This window comes from Enterobacter sp. GD03975 (assembly GCF_029838645.1).
Classification (GTDB): domain Bacteria; phylum Pseudomonadota; class Gammaproteobacteria; order Enterobacterales; family Enterobacteriaceae; genus Enterobacter; species Enterobacter quasihormaechei.
The window spans coordinates 160,892-179,381 of the sequence record NZ_JAOBZC010000003.1 but is presented as its reverse complement, the minus strand read 5'-3'; the positions used below and the strand labels follow the sequence as shown (position 1 = coordinate 179,381).

The following is an 18,490-nucleotide window of genomic DNA, read 5'->3' as shown; positions in this document are numbered from 1 at the left end:
GGAAAGCACATGTTAAGCATTAAAGATTTACAGGTCAGCGTGGAAGAGAAAGCGATCCTGCGTGGCCTCAATTTTGACGTCAAGCCGGGTGAAGTTCACGCCATCATGGGGCCAAACGGCTCCGGGAAAAGTACGCTTTCAGCGACGCTGGCAGGACGCGAGGACTATGAAGTCATAAGCGGCTCCGTTGAGTTTAACGGCAAAGATCTGCTGGAGATGTCGCCGGAAGAGCGTGCCGGTGAGGGCATCTTTATGGCCTTCCAGTATCCGGTGGAAATTCCGGGCGTCAGCAACCAGTTCTTCCTGCAAACCGCGCTGAACGCGGTGCGCAAGTATCGCGGACTTGAGGCGCTGGATCGCTTTGACTTCCAGGATTTGATGGAAGAGAAAATCAAGCTGCTGAAAATGCCGGAAGATCTGCTCACCCGCTCGGTAAACGTGGGTTTCTCCGGCGGTGAGAAAAAACGTAACGATATTCTGCAAATGGCGGTGCTTGAGCCTGAGCTGTGCATTCTCGACGAGACCGACTCCGGTCTGGATATCGACGCCCTGAAGATCGTCGCTGACGGGGTGAACTCCCTGCGTGACGGGAACCGCTCATTTATTATCGTGACGCACTACCAGCGAATTCTGGACTACATCAAACCGGACTATGTCCACGTGCTTTACCAGGGACGCATTGTGAAATCCGGTGATTTTACCCTGGTTAAACAACTGGAGGAGCAGGGTTATGGCTGGCTTACCGAACAGCAGTAATGCACTCCAGCAGTGGCACCGGCTGTTTGAAGCGCAGGGTGATTCGCGTTCAGAACAGGCTCAGCACCATCTCCAGCAGCTGCTGCGTCTCGGTTTACCGACGCGTAAGCATGAGAACTGGAAGTATACCCCGCTGGACGGTCTGCTTAACGGCGAGTTTGTCACGCGCCTGGCCCAGGTTAGCCCTGGCCAGCGCGATGCGCTGGCGCTGAGTGTGGATGCCGTGCGTCTGGTGTTTGTTGACGGGCAGTTCCGGGAGGAACTCAGCGACAGCGTGGAGGAGAGCGGGTTCGATATCGCCATTAACGACGAGCGCCAGTCGTTGAGCGCTCCGGTCCAGCCTGAAGTCTTTCTGCACCTCACGGAGAGCCTGTCGCAGTCTGTCACCCATATTCGTGTTAAGCGTAACCAGCGCCCGGCGAAACCGCTGCTGCTGATGCATATCACGCAGGGCGTTGAGGGCGACGAGATCAACACCGCCCACTATCGCCACCATCTCGAGCTGGCAGAAGGGGCGGAAGCGACGATGATTGAGCATTACGTTAGTCTGAACGACACCCGTCATTTTACCGGCTCGCGTCTGACGATGAACGTGGCGGCCAACGCCCAGCTGCACCATATCAAGCTGGCGTTTGAGAATCCGCTCAGTCACCACTTCGCCCACAACGATATTCTGCTGGGCCAGGATGCCGCGGCGTACAGCCACAGCTTCCTGCTTGGCGGCGCGGTGTTACGCCACAACACCAGTACCCAGCTGAACGGTGAGAACACCACGCTGCGCATGAACAGTCTGGCGATGCCGGTGAAGGCAGAAGTGTGCGACACGCGCACCTGGCTTGAGCACAACAAAGGCTACTGCAACAGCCGTCAGCTGCATAAAACTATCGTCAGCGACAAAGGTCGTGCGGTGTTTAACGGCCAGATCAAGGTGGCGCAGCACGCCATCAAAACTGACGGGCAGATGACCAACAACAACCTTCTGCTGGGACGTCTGGCAGAGGTGGACACCAAGCCGCAGCTGGAAATCTACGCGGACGACGTGAAGTGCAGCCACGGCGCGACGGTCGGGCGTATTGACGACGAGCAGATGTTCTACCTGCGCTCGCGCGGGATAGACCAGCAGGCCGCGCAGAAGATGATTATTTACGCCTTTGCGGCTGAGCTGACGGAAGCGCTGCCCGACGGCGGACTTAAACAGCAGGTGCTGGCCCGTATCGGTCAGCGGCTGCCTGGAGGCGAAGCATGACATTTCCCGTAGAGAAAGTCCGGGCCGATTTTCCAGTACTGACCCGTGAAGTGAACGGTCTGCCGCTGGCCTATCTCGACAGCGCGGCCAGCGCGCAAAAACCGAATCAGGTGGTGGATGCGGAAGCTGAATTTTACCGCCACGGCTACGCGGCGGTACATCGCGGGATCCACACCTTGAGCGCCGAGGCGACCCAGCGCATGGAAAACGTGCGTACCCAGGTCGCGGGCTTCCTCAACGCGCGTTTGCCGGAAGAGCTGGTGTTCGTGCGTGGAACCACCGAAGGGATCAACCTGGTGGCCAACAGCTGGGGCAATGCACAGGTGCACGCGGGGGATAACATCATCATCACCCAGATGGAGCACCATGCCAACATCGTGCCCTGGCAGATGCTCTGTGAGCGCGCAGGGGCCCAGCTGCGGGTTGTTCCCCTGAATGAAGACGGCACGCTCCAGCTTGAACAGCTGGACGCCCTGCTGGACGACAGGACGCGGCTGGTGGCCGTTACCCACGTTTCAAACGTGCTGGGGACGGAAAATCCGGTGGCGCTGATTATCGACAAAGCCCATCAGGCCGGTGCAAAAGTGCTGATTGATGGCGCCCAGGCAGTCATGCACCATGCGGTTGACGTTCAGGCCCTGGACTGCGATTTTTACGTTTTCTCCGGGCACAAGCTTTATGGCCCGACGGGCATCGGCGTGCTGTATGTGAAGGAGGATATTCTTCAGGCCATGCCGCCGTGGGAAGGGGGCGGCTCGATGATCGCCACCGTCAGCCTGACGGAAGGAACCACGTACGCCCGGGCCCCGTGGCGCTTCGAGGCGGGTACGCCAAACACCGGCGGGATCATCGGGCTGGGCGCCGCCATTAGCTACGTCTCTGAAACGGGGCTGGCGGCGATTCAGGCGTACGAACAGCTGCTGATGCAGTACGCCTTGCAGGAGCTTGCCAGCGTCCCGGAACTGACCTTATACGGCCCTGCTGACCGTCTGGGTGTGATAGCCTTTAACCTCGGCAAGCATCACGCCTATGATGTGGGCAGTTTCCTGGATAATTACGGCGTCGCCGTACGTACCGGGCATCACTGCGCGATGCCGCTGATGGCGTATTATCAGGTACCGGCCATGTGCCGCGCATCGCTGGTGATGTACAACACAACGGAAGAGGTCGACAGACTGGTGGCGGGACTAAAACGTATTCACCAGCTGCTTGGCTAACGGAGAGGCGAGAGATGGCAGATTTGCCGGACAGAGATAAACTGCTGCGCAACTTTGGACGTTGCGCAAACTGGGAAGAGAAATACCTTTATATTATCGAGCTGGGGCAGCGCCTGCCGCCGCTCAGCGAAGAGGCGCATAACCCGAACAACATCATTCAGGGCTGCCAGAGCCAGGTCTGGATCCTGATGCAGCAGACGGATGATGGCGTAATCGAATTGCAGGGCGACAGCGATGCCGCCATTGTGAAGGGGCTTATTGCCGTCGTATTTATTCTCTATCACCGGATGTCGGCGCAGGATATTGTCGCCTTTGACGTCCGTCCGTGGTTTGAAAAAATGGCCTTAACCCAACACCTCACCCCGTCCCGATCCCAGGGGCTGGAAGCGATGATCCGCGCCATTCGCGCCAAAGCCGCAATCCTTAGCTAAACTAACTGAACAGCATTCATTCTGTTTCGCGGGGTGGTTTCCACCTCGCTGGTTTTTCAGCTTTCTGACGTTCAGTCAGTGAATAAGGAATCTCAGCATGAAGCGCGCGTCTCTAATAACTCTATTACTCCTTGGTTCGCTCAGTGCTGTTAATTCAGCCAGGGCGGTTGATTACCCTTTACCGCCCGCAGGCAGCCGCCTGATTGGGCAAAACCAGACATACACCATTCAGGAAGGCGACAATAAGCTCCAGGCTATCGCTCGTCGGTTTAATACCGCAGCACAGCTTATTCTTGAAACCAATAATACCATTGCACCGGTGAACCCTGCGCCAGGAACGGTCATTACCATTCCTTCCCAGATGCTGCTGCCGGACACCGATCGTGAAGGCATTGTGGTGAATCTGGCGGAGCTGCGTCTTTACTTCTATCCGCCAGGTGAAAATATCGTTCAGGTCTATCCGCTGGGTATCGGTCAGCTTGGGCTGGAAACGCCGGTCAGCACCACCCGTGTGAGCCAGAAGATTCCTAATCCCACCTGGACCCCGCCAGCGGGCATCAGAGCGCGCTCACTGGCCCAGGGCATAAAACTGCCGGCTGTGGTACCCGCCGGGCCTAATAACCCGCTGGGGCGCTATGCGCTGCGTCTGGGCATCGGCAATGGGGAATATCTTATCCACGGAACCAGCGCACCGGACAGCGTGGGGCTGCGGGTCAGCTCGGGCTGTATGCGGATGAACGCGCCGGATATCAAAGCGTTGTTTGAAAAAGCGCGCGTCGGCACGCGGGTTCAGATTATCAATGAGCCGGTGAAGTTCTCTGTGGAGCCGGACGGCAAACGCTATATCGAGGTACACAGGCCGCTGGCGCAGGCTGAGGGCGAAAACCCACAGACGGTGCCATTTGCGCACTCTGCGGCGTTTACCGCCTTTGCAGCGGAATCAGGCAGCGATAAAACGCTCATTGATAAAGCGCTGGCGCGCAGGGCGGGGATCCCGGTTGCCGTTTCAGCAGGCAACGGTTCGGCAGCCAGCAGTTCTGTCCTGTCTGTTCAAAACAGTCGTGTCTCAGCGGCGGTGGCGGAAGGCGAGGGAGAGAAGGTGATTCAGTAAGGGTTTGACGCCGGCAAAAAAAATGGCGCACAATGTGCGCCATTTTATTAACAGGTACTATTACTTACGGTATTTAGTAGCCTGGTTGTCCAGACGCTGGTTAGCGCGAGCTGCGTCGTCTTTAGCAGCCTGAACGTCGGAACGCATTGCGTTCACGTCGTTGCTCAGCTGGTCAACTTTAGCGTTCAGAGTCTGAACGTCAGAAGACAGCTGATCGATTTTAGCGTTGCTGGAGCAACCTGCCAGCAGAGTAGAACCCAGGATTACCGCGCCCAGTACCAGTTTAGTACGATTCATTATTAATACCCTCTAGATTGAGTTAATCTCCATGTAGCGTTACAAGTATTACACAAAGTTTTTTGGGTTGAGAATATTTTTTTGATGGGATTACGCCTATTTTTGATCGTTCGCTCAAAGAAGCAACGAAATCGGCAATTTTGACGAAAAAGCTATGTTAAAAAAGGCATTTTTCATCGGATTCATCTTAGATAAATCGCGATTAAATAGAAAAACCCGATTTGCTTTTTGAATAGTTCTGGTTAAAGGCGGGAATAAAAAAAGCGCCCCGAAGGACGCTTTTTAACAAAAATATAATTTGTTCGGGAATTATTACAGCACGTGAACAGATGCGGTGTTGGTTGTGCCGCTTGGTACCAGCGCGCCAGAAACCATAACCACAACGTCGCCTTTCTGTGCCAGACCACAATCAACCAGTTCCAGCGCCACTTCTTTACCCAGACGATAGAAATCATCGGTAGACGCAATCTCTTTGACCAGGTGTGGGATCACGCCTTTGCTCAGCACCAGCTGACGCGCGGTGGTTTCGTTCGTGGTCAGGGCCAGGATGGTTGCATCCGGGAAGTATTTACGCACGGCACGCGCAGATTTACCGCCCTGGGTTGCCACAACAATCAGCGGGGCTTCCAGTTTTTCAGCGGTTTCTACCGCACCACGGCACACGGCTTCGGTGATGCGCAGTTTACGGCTGTCGTTGTTGTAATCCAGACGGCTTTTCATCACGCGGTCGGTACGTTCGCAGATGGTCGCCATGATGCTGACCGCTTCCAGAGGGTATTTCCCTTTCGCAGATTCGCCAGACAGCATAACGGCATCGGTACCGTCGAGGATGGCGTTCGCCACGTCGCCCGCTTCCGCGCGGGTAGGACGTGGGTTTTTGATCATGGAGTCCAGCATCTGCGTTGCGGTGATAACCACTTTACGCGCGCGAACGCATTTCTCGATCATCATCTTCTGCGCGAAGATCACTTCTTCAACCGGGATTTCAACGCCCAGGTCGCCACGCGCAACCATGATGCCGTCAGACACTTCGAGGATTTCGTCGAAGTTGTTCAGGCCTTCCTGGTTTTCGATTTTGGAGATGATCTGAATGTTCTCGCCGCCGTGCGCTTTCAGGTGCTCACGGATCTCAACCACGTCAGAACGTTTACGGATAAAGGACGCAGCAACGAAGTCAACGCCTTGTTCGCAACCGAAGATCAGGTCTTGTTTGTCTTTTTCAGCCAGCGCTGGCAGAGCAATGGACACACCCGGCAGGTTAACGCCTTTGTTTTCGCCCAGGTCGCCGTTGTTCAGAACTTTACAGATAACTTTGTTACCTTCGATCGCGGTTACTTCCATGCCGATCAGGCCGTCATCCACCAGCACGGTGTTGCCAACGGACAGATCGCTGGTGAAACCTTCGTAGGTCACGGCAACAATTTCGTTGTTACCCACAACGGATTTGTCGGTGGTGAAGGTGAAGGTCTGGCCCGCTTTCAGAGAAACGTCGTTACCGCCTTCCAGTTTGATGGTACGGATTTCAGGACCTTTGGTGTCGAGCAGGATCGCGGCTTTTTTACCGGTTTTGCTCATCACGTTGCGCAAGTTCTGGATACGCTGACCGTGTTCAGCATAGTCACCGTGGGAGAAGTTCAGACGCATCACGTTCATGCCGGCATCCAGCATTTTGCTCAGCATCTCTTCGGATTCGGTTTTCGGGCCGATAGTACAAACAATTTTCGTCTTTTTCATGACAGTCTTAGTCTTTAAGTTGGGAAGGATATGGAAATCTCGCTCCGGGGGCGCACCGCCGCGGAGTCAAACCTGTGTTGCGAAAGAGTATATGACACGCACTAAGAATAGGTGACATCAAATGAGCGTGCAGAAGAAAGTGTTCCTGAGTGCCAGCCCAACGGAGGAGAGGAGAAGTTGTACGTTGTTTTTTGTATTCCAAGCGCTGAAACCATTCACCAGGGATTTGGCGCGCATTATACGCTGATTTGCAGCAAAAAGGAAAATGGAAACAGTGTTTCAAAAACAATCTGTGCAGATTCACATAAGTTTGTTATCAATGCGTTAAGGCCTAATGTCATCTTATGACGGCAGGCGCAACGCCCGCCGTTTTTTGCTCATTTTTCCAGCGCCTGCTGAAGGTCGGCGATCAGATCGCTCGCATCTTCAATGCCCACCGACAGGCGGATCAGCTGCGGCACAATGCCGTTGGCAAGGCGCTGCGTCAGCGGGATCGAGGCGTGGGTCATGCTGTAGGGCTGGCTCACCAGACTCTCCACGCCGCCCAGGCTCTCGGCCAGGGTAAAAAGCGTAAGGTGGCGGATAACGTCAGTCGCGCGTTGCGCATCGCCTTTTAAGACGACGGAGATCATGCCGCCCGGCAGCGCCATCTGGCGACGGGCAAGCGCATGCTGCGGATGCGACGCCAGCCCGGGATAGTACACGCTTTCAACCTGCGGATGCGCCTCCAGCCATTGCGCAATCGCCAGCGCGTTGGCGCTGTGCTTTTCTACGCGCAGTGAGAGGGTGCGAATACCCCGCAGGGTCAGAAAGCTGCTGAACGGATCCAGAACGCCTCCAACTGCGTTTTGCAGATAGCCCAGGCGATCCGCCAGGTCCTTGTTTGCCCCGACAACAGCCAGCCCGGCAACCACGTCTGAATGACCGTTGAGATATTTGGTGGCGGAGTGCACCACGATGTCAAACCCTGCCTCCAGCGGCCGGTGAATGACCGGAGAGGCGAAGGTATTGTCCGCCACGCTGATCGCATTATGACGCCGGGCAATTTCCGCGATGGCCGCCAGATCGGCCAGCTTCAGCAGCGGATTTGTCGGCGTCTCCACCCAGATCATGCGGGTGTCCGGGCGAATGGCGGCCTCAAGACCGGCTACATCGTCCGGCTTAACCCAGCTCACCTGTAGCCCGGTGCTGCGCTTACGCACGTTTTCGATCAGGCGATACGTACCGCCGTACACGTCGTCAATGGCGACGATATGGCTGTCTTTATCCAGCAATTCGAGCACGGTGGAAATGGCCGCCAGCCCTGATGCGAAGGCGTACCCGCGCATGCCGCCCTCCAGCTCGGCTATCGCGGTCTCCAGCGCGTGGCGGGTGGGGTTGCCGCTTCGGGAATATTCATAGCCGGTATGCTCACCCGGAGACGGTTGCGCAAACGTCGAGGTGGCGTAAATCGGCGGCATGACGGCGCCGTGCGGGTCGTTAAACTCGCCGCTGTGAACGCTGAGGGTTGCCAGGTTTTTCATCTTTTGCTCCTTTTATTTCTCCAGGCGGTTACGCCAGGCGGTGAGAACGTCGCTGCGGGTGATCAGACCCAGAAAACGGTCGTTGTCATAGATAATGGCTACCAGGCCACGGTCAAAGATGGCGTGCAGGGCGCTCTCCGGGGCCTGCCTGTCCAGGTATTCCACCTGACGCGTCATGGCCGCCGTCACGGGGAGTGAGAAGCGATCGGCATCCCCCCCGATGTGTCGCAGCAGGTCCCATTCGTCGATGATGCCGACGACCTTATCGTTATCGAGCACCGGCAGCTGGGAGATGTCGTACAGCCGCATGCGGGCCAGCACGGTGGAAAGCGTGTCGTCCGGGGCGGCAGTCACCGTAGCGCCTTCATCGTGGCGCAGGGCAATGTAGTCGGAGAGATCCCCTGCCTGTGGACGCGCGATCAGCCCCTGCTGGCGCATCCAGTCGTCGTTGAACATCTTCGAGAGGTATTTATTGCCGCTGTCGCAGGCGAAGGTGACCACGCGTTTTGGCGTGGTCTGCGCCTGACAATATTTCAGCGCCGCCGCCAGCAGCGTGCCGCTGGAGGAGCCCGCCAGGATCCCTTCCGTTTTAAGCAGCTCGCGGGCGGTGGTGAAGGCTTCGCGATCGGTAATGCGCCAGGCGCGTTTAACCCCTTCGATGTGAGCCAGAGGAGGAATAAAGTCTTCGCCAATCCCCTCAACCAGCCACGATCCGGCATCGTGATAGCGTCCGGTCTCAACCTGATCCGCCAGCACTGACCCGGCCGGATCGGCAAGCACGAATTCCGTCTGCGGTGAGTGCTCGGCGAACCACGCCTGTAATCCGCCCAGCGTACCGCCGGATCCGACGCCGACGACGATGGCATCGATCTGGCCGTCAAGCTGCTCAAACAGTTCCGGCGCGGTGGTCGTGCGGTGCGCCAGCGGGTTAGCCTCATTGTTGAACTGGTCGATGTAAAACGCGCCGGGCAGTTTGTTCGCCAGCCGCCGGGCGTAATCCTGGTAATAGGCCGGATGCCCCTTATTGACATCGGAACGGGTCAACACCACCTGCGCACCCAGCGCCCGGAGGTGGAAAATCTTTTCGCGGCTCATTTTGTCCGGCACCACCAGAATCAGCGAATAGCCTTTCTGCGCGGCGATCAGCGCCAGCCCCAGCCCAGTGTTCCCCGCCGTGGCTTCGATAATGGTCCCGCCGGGCCGCAGTTGCCCCGAGCGTTCGGCTTCGTTAATCATCGACAGCGCGACGCGGTCTTTGATCGAACCGCCGGGATTTTGATTTTCCAGCTTCAGAAACAGCGAGCAGGGACCGGTATCCAGTTTGTGCAGCTGGATCAGCGGCGTGCGGCCAATCAGTTCGGTGACGGAGTGGTAAAGCATCATGGTCATGTCCTGTAAAAGGGGAATGACCGGATAATAGGATCCTGAAATTTTCTCAATAAAGAACGTTTCACTGGGTATTAGAACGGAAAGGAATATTCGTCGTGTTTTCAGATGGAAAGACAGCGAGACGTAAAGTTGTCCGGAAGTGAGGATGTCTATATGCGCGCAAAATGCTGAAAAAACAACCCATTCAGGCGGGTGAGAAGGCGCTGATATGCAGCTGTCGGATATGTATTGCTGATATTCATCTAAGCGCTTTTCTGCCGCCAGGTCGCGACTTATTTCATCGCGTTATAAGACATTCCTTTTTGGTCATTTAAAAGCTGATAACGGCTGTTTACTATCTTTTGGACATCCATACTGCTAAACCGCTATATGCGGCACGGATAACGAATAAGAATGATTGTACTCAGCAATATTTCGAAAGTTTTTGACAATGGAAAGGTGGCGCTGACAGCCGTTGATAACGTTAATTTGACGATCGAGCAGGGACAGATTTACGGGATTATCGGTTACAGCGGAGCCGGGAAAAGCACCCTGATCCGTCTGCTGAACGGCCTGGAAAAGCCCAGCGCCGGACGCGTCACCATTAACGGACAGGATATCTCCGCCGCAAAAGGAGAAGCGCTGCGTCAGGCACGCCTGAAAATCAGCATGGTGTTCCAGCACTTCAATCTGCTCTGGTCGCGCACGGTGAAGGAAAACATCGCCTTTTCAATGCAAATTGCCGGTGTACCGAAAGCGAAAATTGAGGCACGCGTCGCCGAGCTGGTGGATCTGGTCGGCCTGAGGGGGCGCGAGAATGCTTTTCCGTCGCAGCTGAGCGGCGGGCAAAAACAGCGTGTGGGCATCGCCCGCGCGCTGGCCAATCATCCCGACGTGCTGCTGTGTGACGAAGCCACCTCCGCGCTGGATCCGCAAACGACCGATCAGATCCTCGATCTGCTCCTGGACATTAACCGTCGCTTTAACCTGACCATCGTGCTGATCACGCACGAAATGCACGTGGTGCGCAAAATCTGCGACCGCGTGGCGGTAATGGAGAACGGGAAAGTGGTGGAGGAGGGGGACGTGCTGAGCGTCTTTACGCATCCGCAGCAGCCGATCACCCAGCAGTTTGTCCGACAGGTGAGCCAGTACGCCGAAGATGAAACCTTCAATACGGAACTGGCAACCGGGCTGGAGGGCACGGTCATCAAACTCACCTTTACCGGGCACAGCACGCACAGGCCGATCGTCGGGGAACTGACCCTGCGCTACGGCCTGCCGTTTAATATCCTGCACGGCAAAATGACGCAAACCGCCCACGGTGTTTTCGGGCAGCTCTGGGTACAGGTGGTGGCATCGGATGAACAACTGAACAATATCCTCGCCGATCTGAAGCAAAGCGATATTGAAGGCGAGGTTATTAAGCATGGCTGAAGAACTTTTTCCGCACCTGAAGTGGGATCAGCTGTGGGCTGCAACTCAGGAGACGCTCTACATGACCGCGCTTTCGGGCGTGGCGACGTTTGTTCTGGGAATCGGGCTTGGTCTGGCGCTGTTTTTAACCGCCCGCGGCGGGTTATTTCAAAACCGCACGGTCTACAGCGTGATGTCAATTGTGGTGAACGTGTTCCGCTCCATTCCGTTCATCATTCTCATCGTGCTGCTGATCCCGTTCACCAAGACCGTCGTCGGGACCATTCTTGGCGCTAACGCCGCGCTCCCCGCGCTGATTGTAGGCGCCGCACCGTTTTACGCCCGTCTGGTCGAGATCGCCCTGCGTGAAGTGGACAAAGGGGTTATCGAAGCCACGCGTTCGATGGGCGCACGGCTGAGCACGTTAGTGTTTCGGGTTTTACTGCCGGAATCCTCACCCGCACTGGTTTCAGGCATGACGGTAACGCTGATTGCGCTGGTGAGCTACAGCGCAATGGCGGGGGTGATAGGCGCCGGCGGTTTGGGAAATCTGGCTTATCTGGAAGGATTCCAGCGCAACCATGGTGACGTCACGCTGGTGGCAACGGTGACCATTCTGATCATCGTGTTCATTATCCAGTTCTGCGGCGATGTCATTACTTCACTGTTAGATAAACGCTAATAAATAAACACAGGAACCACATCATGAAAAAGACACTGACACTGATCGCCGCAGCCACCCTGAGCGCCCTGAGCTTTGCCGCCTGGGCGGATACGCTGACCGTGGGGGCGTCCAACACGCCGCACGCGGAAATTCTGGAGCAGGCTAAGCCGATTCTGGCAAAGCAGGGTATCGATCTGGAGATTAAGCCGTTCCAGGACTACATTCTGCCCAACACCGCGCTGGCGGGGCGTGACATCGACGCCAACTACTTCCAGCACATCCCTTATCTGAACAGCGTGCTGAAAGATCACGCGGGCGATAAGGATTATGATTTTGTCAGTGCGGGCGCTATCCACATTGAGCCGATCGGTATCTATTCGAAAAAATACAAATCCCTGAAGGATCTGCCGGAAGGCGGCAAAATCATCATGCGTGATGCGGTTTCCGAGGAAGGACGTATTCTCTCCATCTTCGAAAAGGAGGGGGTGATCAAGCTGAAGCCTGGCATCGATAAAGTGACCGCGCGCATCAGCGATATCGTGGAAAACCCGAAAAAGCTGGAATTTACCCCGAATGTGGAAGCGTCCCTGCTGCCGCAGATGTACAACAACGACGAAGGTGCCGCGGTGGTGATTAACGCTAACTACGCCATCGACGCGGGCCTGGATCCGGTGCACGATCCGATTGCGGTTGAAAGCGGTGAGAATAACCCGTACGCCAACATCATTACCGTCCATCGCGGTGACGAGAAGAAGAAAGATATCGTCGCGCTGGTGAACGTGCTGCATTCTAAAGAGATTCAGGACTGGATCCGTACCAAATACAAAGGTGCGGTCATCCCGGTAAACAACTAATCGCCTGATTTTCCAGACGAAGCCCGGCGAGCAATACGCCGGGCTTCTTTTTTGTATCCAGCCGACGAATGCTTTAAGCTGACGGTTTAAGGCATCGGAGTGATGGCAATGGGCAATGTGACCAAAGACGAAGCGCTGTACCAGGAGATGTGTCGGGTGGTAGGCAAGGTCGTTCTCGAAATGCGTGATTTAGGGCAAGAGCCGAAACATATTGTCATTGCGGGCGTACTGCGTACCGCGCTGGCGAACCAGCGCGTTAAGCGCAGCGAGTTGACCACCAAAGCGATGGAAACGGTCGTTAAAGCGCTGGCCGGCTAGCGCGCCGGCGCCTTGGGAGTTTCTCAAATCCTGCATATCAACAGTCAGTATTGTTATTTCCTCTTCATGATGAAGGCGTGTTTAACTGAGTTCAGGTTAAGCGAGAGGGGTAATGACGATGAAAAAATGGATCGGCACGTTACGGCGGTTTTTTGCCACCCAACCAGCGAATGCGGAGAACAGCGCGCAACGTGTTCTTGAGTCAATACTGCCTGTCGCCAGCCTGTACGGCGTGGACGTAGCCAACATTGATCCGGAGTGGTTCTATGTTAAAACGACACGCTGAACTGCGCCGGACGCGTGAAATGTACTGGAATGAGCTGTGCCTGCCTGCTGTAAAGCGGGGATGAGCGGAAAAGTACGCAGGTAAATCCTCGGTAATTGATAGCCGTTTTGTTACCACTATCTCCTTTCTCAGATGGAGATAATAATGAAACGGACAGTACTCACCCCCACACTCTCTGCCACCGCGCTACTGCTTGCCATGCAGGCGGCGCACGCTGCGCCACAGGCGCACGTGGTTTGCGGCTATTCCCACACCCTTGGCGATGATGCCATTATGATGTACGGCATGCCCAACGAGGCCATGCTGCACGATTTTTTTGGTAACGTGCAAACGGACGCTTACTCCAGCCGCGAATCGCTGCGTACGCAAGAAAAGACGACCTGCGATAATAAAGCAGACAGCTCGGCCTACTGGGCGCCGTCGCTGAGGTTGCCGGACGGAACGGTGGTGAAACCCGCCTACCAAAAAACCTATTATCAGGCATCGAACGTTGACGCCTGGCCGCTGCACCCGTTCCCGGCGGGGCTGTCGCTGCTGGCCGGCGATCATCACGGCACCGCGCCCAATCCCCATATCACCTTTTTATGCGCCAACGGCAAGGGCTACACCAGCAAAACGGGTGAAGTCTGCGGCTTACGTAAGGCGAAGGATGCCGTGCAGTTTAATATCGGCATTCAGTTCCCCAACTGCTGGGATGGGGTACACCTGAAGCCTGCCCACGGTCTGGTTAACGCCACCTACGACACGAAAGGGCAGTGTCCGTCCGCCTTCCCGATTAAGATCCCGACGGTGAACATGAATATCGCGTACGTGCTCCCGACGATTAGCACTCTGGACACCAGCAAAGCGCAGCTTTCACTCGACCCCATCATGCACGGTAATGAGCGCGAGGAGCTGTGGGGAAGCCTCTATACAGCGCATGCTGACTTCATGAACGGCTGGACGGAAGATGCCGCGCGCTTTATGACCGACCTGTGTATGAACCGCGGGCTGGATTGCGGCACCACCGTCCCGTACGGATATTCAAAAGCGAAGGCCAACGTCTGGCTAAGCAGCCTGGAACCCACACTGTCACAGCCCGATCCTCAGGCCTTACTGGTGCAGGATAACTGGCAGAACGGCGGAAGGACGAAAAACAGCGAAACCTTGTCGCTGGTGAAGTTCAACATTCCTCCGCTGCCTGCCGGACAGGATCCTGCCCAGTTTAAGTACCGCGTACGTATCTATGGCGGGAAAGTGGAAACCAACGGCGGGGATCAAATCTTTTTCTATCCGGCGAGCAACGACTGGGATCCGGCCAGCGTGAACTGGCACGCGCGACCGTCCTGCAACTACCGATCGGATGCGGTGCTGTACCTGAACCACGCCCGCGAATACCGGATGGTGGATGTCGATAAAGCGGTACGCAAGGCGCTGGCAGAAGGGAAAACCGAAATTTCGTGGTATATCGGCGGCGATCGTCAGGGAAACCACTATCAGTTTGAGACGGCATCATCTCCGCAAAGTCTGATCCTGATGCTCACCGGGTTTAGCAAAACGCCGGAGAACTGATAGCGGGTGAAAACCTCATGCTTAAAAAAAGCACCGGGGCTTCCGGTGCTTTCTCGTCAGATCTTGCAGGCATCGCCGCAGTCGTCATCGGCGACAATCGCCTGGGCTTTTTTATCCGCGTCGTCGAGGCGTTCCGCGTTGCGCTCTTCTGCTTCATCCAGCCCGTTAAAGACTAAGTTATCGAGATCAATTTCCATGTGCCACCTGCGTTATTCAGTTTTTGATACTGGCACAGTATAAGTCAAAAAAAGCGGGCGATGCACCCCGCAGCACATATGGATAATCCCTGCCATACTCAGTGCTTTATTGCTGAGGAACGCTGATGATTACGCTGTGTAAAACCTGCGGTACCGCTTACGATGAACACCCCAAACGCTGCCCGATTTGCGACGATGAACGCCAGTATGTTCCGGTAACGGGCCAGGCGTGGACGGATTTCGACAGTCTTACGGCCACGCATACCAACAAATGGCAACAGCTGGAGCCGCAGCTGTTCAGCATCAAAACCGTCCCCTCTTTTGCCATTAACCAGCGCGCCATCCTGCTGCGCACGCCGCAGGGCAATATCCTGTGGGACTGCATCGCGAACCTTGACCCGGCCACCAGAGCGTTAATTGACGCGCTCGGCGGGATCGGCGCGATTGCGATTTCGCACCCTCATTACTACACCACCATGCAGGAGTGGGCCGCCGCGTTTAACGCGCCGATCTACCTGCACGCCAGCGATCGGCAGTGGGTAATGCGTGACAGTCCGGCGATACGCTTCTGGGAGGAGGACACTCTGGAAATTATGCCGTCGGTAACGCTGTTGCGACTGGGCGGGCATTTCGCAGGCGGCACGGCGCTGCACTGGCAGTCAGGCGACGGGGTACTGCTGGCCGGTGATATTTTGCAGGTCACGCCCGGTAAAGACGCCGTGTCGTTTATGTGGAGTTATCCGAATATGCTCCCGCTGCCTGCCCGCACCGTCGAGTCGGTGACTGGCCGACTGGCGGGGAAAAAGTACCAGCGCCTGTACGGGGCCTTTGAAGGGCAGAACATCCTGACGAACGCGGATGAGATCGTACAGCGGTCGGGCCAGAAATATATTGCTTGTCTCCGATAAGGCACGGTGGTTAAATTTTACGAGTGTGATCGCGATCATACCTAAACTAAAACAGATAAAAGAGAAATGGCTATGCAACATATCATTGAAGGTTTTCTCAGCTTTCAAAAAGAGATTTTCCCGCAACGTAAAGAGCTTTTTCGTAGTTTAGCGTCCAGTCAGAATCCCAAAGCGCTGTTCATCTCCTGCTCCGACAGCCGTCTGGTTCCGGAACTGGTTACGCAACAGGAGCCAGGACAGCTCTTTGTCATTCGAAACGCTGGCAACATTGTGCCACCGTTCGGGCCGGAGCCTGGCGGCGTCTCAGCGACCATCGAATACGCGGTGGTGGCCCTCGGCGTGACCGATATCGTAATCTGCGGTCACTCAAACTGCGGCGCGATGAAGGCGATTGCCGACAACGCGGATCTGGAGCCCATGCCGGCCGTTTCACACTGGCTGCGCTATTCTGATGCGGCGAAAGCGGTGGTGGAGAAGAAAACCTGGGATACGCCAGTCGATAAAGTGAATGCGATGGTGCAGGAGAACGTCTTTGCGCAGCTGAGCAACATCAAGACCCATCCGTCGGTGGCGGTAGGCCTGCGCAACAACGCCATCCGCCTGCACGGCTGGGTGTATGATATTGAAAGCGGCAAAATCCTTGCCCTGGATAAGAACACCAAAAGCTTTGTATCGCTGTCGGAAAACCCGGAAGTCTTCTTCGAGTAATCCGACACCGTAGGGCAGGGAAGCCCGGTTAAAACTCCATGAAAGGTAATTTCCGCCGCACGCCCGACGCAGGATTTCCCGCCGCTTTCGCCATCGCCTTACCAATTTCAGCGCACTCTGACAAACCCTGAACAAACGGATGGTCGTGCATCAGCCAGGGGATCGCCCCAAACGCGATACGTCCGCGCAGAGATGCAGGTGACAGCAACGTGTAGTCTTCCCCCACGTCCGGTATCTCATCGCCCGTTTCCTCAAGCTGTTTGCGCAGCGTCGGGAAGGGAATATCCTTATTTTTGAGCGGTTTTTGCCCGCGCGCATCAATAAAGACATCGAAGCGATAACTCTTTTCTTGCGTGGTGATGACGGTTTGATCGCTGCCGATATCCAGGTCGTAATCATCACCGAGGGCGACCACGCTGATGATCCCTGCCTCTCGGAGCGCCAGTAACCGGCGGATAGACTGCGGTGGAATAGCGGCATAGTTATCGATAAATACGCGCTCCAGCCCCGACTTAAACCGCTCTCTGTCCTGTTCGTTAAGTGAAGGGACAATCACCTGAACCACCTCATGCAGACGAAGCACGGTATAGCGCCAGGCAACGGTGCGTTTGTCGCGCTTGTTGTGCTCCACTTCTTTCAAATTCGCTTCGGCCCAGGTGAAAGGACCATGATTTTTACGATCCTCAAACCAGACCTCACGAAGGGTGTCGGCATTCAGCGTGCTGAGCGATATCGCCTGGCACCACTGCGGATCGGCCAGCTCAAGCTCTTTCACCATCAGCGCAAAAATGCGGTCAAGCAGCCCGTCCGGGCCTTTAGCGATCTCGCTTTCCGCCACAGATGCCGTTAACACCGACAGCGGTTCATAAGGAATAGGGCAGTAAAAGTCGGCTTCCGGGAGAACGCCCGTGCGGGACATCAGCGTGATTTTTAACCCCTCGCTGCCTTTATTGACAACGAACTGCTCGCCGGTAAACCGACCGTGCTGCATCACAACCGCCATCGCGGCGTCCAGCCCGCTGAGGGACGTCCCCATGATCCCCACCTCGTAGGCTCGGATCTCTGCGTCCATCAGCCCCGACCATGGGCTCGGGTACCAGGCGCGGGTGGCTTCATCTTCATCAGGCCAGACGTGACCGGTGGCGACCACGGCAAGGTCAAATCTTCTGGAGAAAGGCGCATCGTTCACTGACAGGGCCACGCCGTCTGCATCTGCTTTGATATCCGTTACTTCTGCGTTGGGATGAACTTCGACCTGAAATCCTGCCTTTTTTGCCTCGGCAACGACGGCGAGAAAACGGTCGTGGAAATATTCACCCAGCAGAATACGGGGCAAAAACTGCCGGTCGTGCAGTTTGTCTTTGTCGACGCTATAGCGGGCAAGATGGGCTGCATTTTGCTGCTTAAGCCAGTCGAGATAGGTGATAAAAATGGGCGGGATTTCAATACTGGCGATGTTCGCCAGCATCAGTCGGGAGTTATCTTCATCGCTGTAAGGCATACCGACGCCGGGCTGATCTGCTTTCTCAAACACGGTGATCGAAAGGGGCGCTGCGTTGGTAAGAAGTGAGTAGAAGGTGTAAATCCCTGTTGGGCCTGAGCCGATAATGGCAATTTTTTTCATCGAAAGCGTTCCTGCGTTTCTGAACCATAGAATAAGCGTAGCAGGAGAAAGGTTAAGTCATTCAATGAAGGGAAAAATTAAGACGTTAAGAAGAGGATTTTTGCACCATTTCAGGACTGAAATGGTGCGTCCGAGTGGACTCGAACCACCGACCCCCACCATGTCAAGGTGGTGCTCTAACCAACTGAGCTACGGACGCAGAATGGTGCGTTCAATTGGACTCGAACCAACGACCCCCACCATGTCAAGGTGGTGCTCTAACCAACTGAGCTATGAACGCA

19 protein-coding genes and 2 tRNA genes are annotated in these 18,490 nt (G+C 55.7%); 13 read left to right on the top strand and 8 right to left on the bottom strand.

Annotated features, from left to right (window positions below; all coding sequences use genetic code 11):
* The first annotated feature begins 9 nt into the window (after nt 1-9).
* The 5 genes from sufC (at nt 10) to N5C09_RS07125 (ending at nt 4,761) form a co-directional block, all read left to right on the top strand.
* Nucleotides 10-756, top strand: a complete 747-nt coding sequence (gene sufC, locus N5C09_RS07145; protein WP_063448950.1) for a Fe-S cluster assembly ATPase SufC — start codon at nt 10-12, stop codon at nt 754-756.
* On the top strand, nt 731-2,002 hold the full coding sequence (gene sufD, locus N5C09_RS07140) for a Fe-S cluster assembly protein SufD (protein ID WP_279748730.1): 1,272 nt from the start codon (nt 731-733) through the stop codon (nt 2,000-2,002). Before sufC ends, sufD begins: the two co-directional genes overlap by 26 nt.
* A complete protein-coding gene (gene sufS / locus N5C09_RS07135; protein WP_279748729.1) occupies nt 1,999-3,219 on the top strand; it encodes a cysteine desulfurase SufS in 1,221 nt (406 codons plus the stop codon). The genes sufD and sufS overlap by 4 nt, the downstream gene beginning before the upstream one ends.
* A gap of 14 nt (nt 3,220-3,233) precedes the next feature.
* Nucleotides 3,234-3,650 carry a cysteine desulfuration protein SufE gene (sufE, locus tag N5C09_RS07130; protein WP_063448947.1) on the top strand — a complete coding sequence of 139 codons (417 nt, stop codon included), beginning with the start codon at nt 3,234-3,236 and terminating at the stop codon, nt 3,648-3,650.
* Between the two features lie 97 nt (nt 3,651-3,747).
* Nucleotides 3,748-4,761, top strand: a complete 1,014-nt coding sequence (locus N5C09_RS07125; protein WP_279748728.1) for a L,D-transpeptidase family protein — start codon at nt 3,748-3,750, stop codon at nt 4,759-4,761.
* 60 nt (nt 4,762-4,821) lie between these two features.
* Here N5C09_RS07125 and lpp read toward each other — a convergent pair whose 3' ends face one another.
* From lpp to N5C09_RS07105, 4 genes are all read right to left on the bottom strand, one after another.
* Nucleotides 4,822-5,058: a murein lipoprotein Lpp gene (lpp, locus tag N5C09_RS07120; RefSeq protein ID WP_001082307.1), complete on the bottom strand. Its 237-nt coding sequence runs from the start codon at nt 5,056-5,058 to the stop codon at nt 4,822-4,824.
* Nucleotides 5,059-5,370: 312 nt separating this feature from the next.
* On the bottom strand, nt 5,371-6,792 hold the full coding sequence (gene pykF, locus N5C09_RS07115) for a pyruvate kinase PykF (protein ID WP_279748727.1): 1,422 nt from the start codon (nt 6,790-6,792) through the stop codon (nt 5,371-5,373).
* 377 nt (nt 6,793-7,169) lie between these two features.
* The gene (locus N5C09_RS07110; RefSeq protein WP_279748726.1) at nt 7,170-8,315 is read right to left on the bottom strand and encodes a PLP-dependent aspartate aminotransferase family protein; all 1,146 of its coding nucleotides are present in this window, start codon (nt 8,313-8,315) and stop codon (nt 7,170-7,172) included.
* 12 nt (nt 8,316-8,327) lie between these two features.
* Entirely contained in the window at nt 8,328-9,698 is a 1,371-nt protein-coding gene (locus N5C09_RS07105; RefSeq protein WP_279748725.1) for a cystathionine beta-synthase, read from the bottom strand.
* A 399-nt stretch (nt 9,699-10,097) separates the two neighbouring features.
* Between N5C09_RS07105 and N5C09_RS07100 the strand changes: the two genes are divergently transcribed.
* The 6 genes from N5C09_RS07100 to N5C09_RS07075 all read left to right on the top strand — a co-directional run bounded on the left by N5C09_RS07100 (nt 10,098) and on the right by N5C09_RS07075 (nt 14,772).
* The gene (locus N5C09_RS07100) at nt 10,098-11,120 is read left to right on the top strand and encodes an ATP-binding cassette domain-containing protein (RefSeq protein ID WP_279748723.1); all 1,023 of its coding nucleotides are present in this window, start codon (nt 10,098-10,100) and stop codon (nt 11,118-11,120) included.
* Nucleotides 11,113-11,781 (top strand): methionine ABC transporter permease, encoded by a 669-nt coding sequence (locus N5C09_RS07095; RefSeq protein WP_063448943.1) that lies wholly within the window; start codon nt 11,113-11,115, stop codon nt 11,779-11,781. The genes N5C09_RS07100 and N5C09_RS07095 overlap by 8 nt, the downstream gene beginning before the upstream one ends.
* A gap of 23 nt (nt 11,782-11,804) precedes the next feature.
* Nucleotides 11,805-12,617 carry a MetQ/NlpA family ABC transporter substrate-binding protein gene (locus N5C09_RS07090; protein WP_063448942.1) on the top strand — a complete coding sequence of 271 codons (813 nt, stop codon included), beginning with the start codon at nt 11,805-11,807 and terminating at the stop codon, nt 12,615-12,617.
* Nucleotides 12,618-12,725: 108 nt separating this feature from the next.
* Nucleotides 12,726-12,935, top strand: coding sequence for a fumarate hydratase FumD (gene fumD / locus N5C09_RS07085; protein ID WP_003857676.1), 210 nt, complete (start codon nt 12,726-12,728; stop codon nt 12,933-12,935).
* Between the two features lie 118 nt (nt 12,936-13,053).
* Nucleotides 13,054-13,221: a hypothetical protein gene (locus tag N5C09_RS07080; RefSeq protein WP_063867029.1), complete on the top strand. Its 168-nt coding sequence runs from the start codon at nt 13,054-13,056 to the stop codon at nt 13,219-13,221.
* A gap of 144 nt (nt 13,222-13,365) precedes the next feature.
* The gene (locus N5C09_RS07075; RefSeq protein ID WP_279748722.1) at nt 13,366-14,772 is read left to right on the top strand and encodes a DUF1996 domain-containing protein; all 1,407 of its coding nucleotides are present in this window, start codon (nt 13,366-13,368) and stop codon (nt 14,770-14,772) included.
* Between the two features lie 56 nt (nt 14,773-14,828).
* Here the strand turns inward: N5C09_RS07075 and N5C09_RS07070 are convergent, their stop codons facing one another.
* Nucleotides 14,829-14,969, bottom strand: coding sequence for a hypothetical protein (locus tag N5C09_RS07070; RefSeq protein WP_003857665.1), 141 nt, complete (start codon nt 14,967-14,969; stop codon nt 14,829-14,831).
* Nucleotides 14,970-15,094: 125 nt separating this feature from the next.
* Between N5C09_RS07070 and N5C09_RS07065 the strand changes: the two genes are divergently transcribed.
* Both N5C09_RS07065 and N5C09_RS07060 read left to right on the top strand, forming a co-directional pair.
* Nucleotides 15,095-15,877, top strand: coding sequence for an MBL fold metallo-hydrolase (locus tag N5C09_RS07065; protein ID WP_279748721.1), 783 nt, complete (start codon nt 15,095-15,097; stop codon nt 15,875-15,877).
* 72 nt (nt 15,878-15,949) lie between these two features.
* Nucleotides 15,950-16,585, top strand: coding sequence for a carbonic anhydrase (locus N5C09_RS07060; protein ID WP_193033558.1), 636 nt, complete (start codon nt 15,950-15,952; stop codon nt 16,583-16,585).
* Nucleotides 16,586-16,613: 28 nt separating this feature from the next.
* Here the strand turns inward: N5C09_RS07060 and N5C09_RS07055 are convergent, their stop codons facing one another.
* The 3 genes from N5C09_RS07055 to N5C09_RS07045 all read right to left on the bottom strand — a co-directional run bounded on the left by N5C09_RS07055 (nt 16,614) and on the right by N5C09_RS07045 (nt 18,489).
* Entirely contained in the window at nt 16,614-18,209 is a 1,596-nt protein-coding gene (locus N5C09_RS07055; protein ID WP_279748720.1) for an FAD-NAD(P)-binding protein, read from the bottom strand.
* Nucleotides 18,210-18,331: 122 nt separating this feature from the next.
* Nucleotides 18,332-18,408, bottom strand: a tRNA-Val gene (locus tag N5C09_RS07050).
* A 4-nt stretch (nt 18,409-18,412) separates the two neighbouring features.
* Nucleotides 18,413-18,489: transfer RNA gene (locus N5C09_RS07045), tRNA-Val, on the bottom strand.
* Between the last annotated feature and the right edge of the window lies 1 nt (nt 18,490).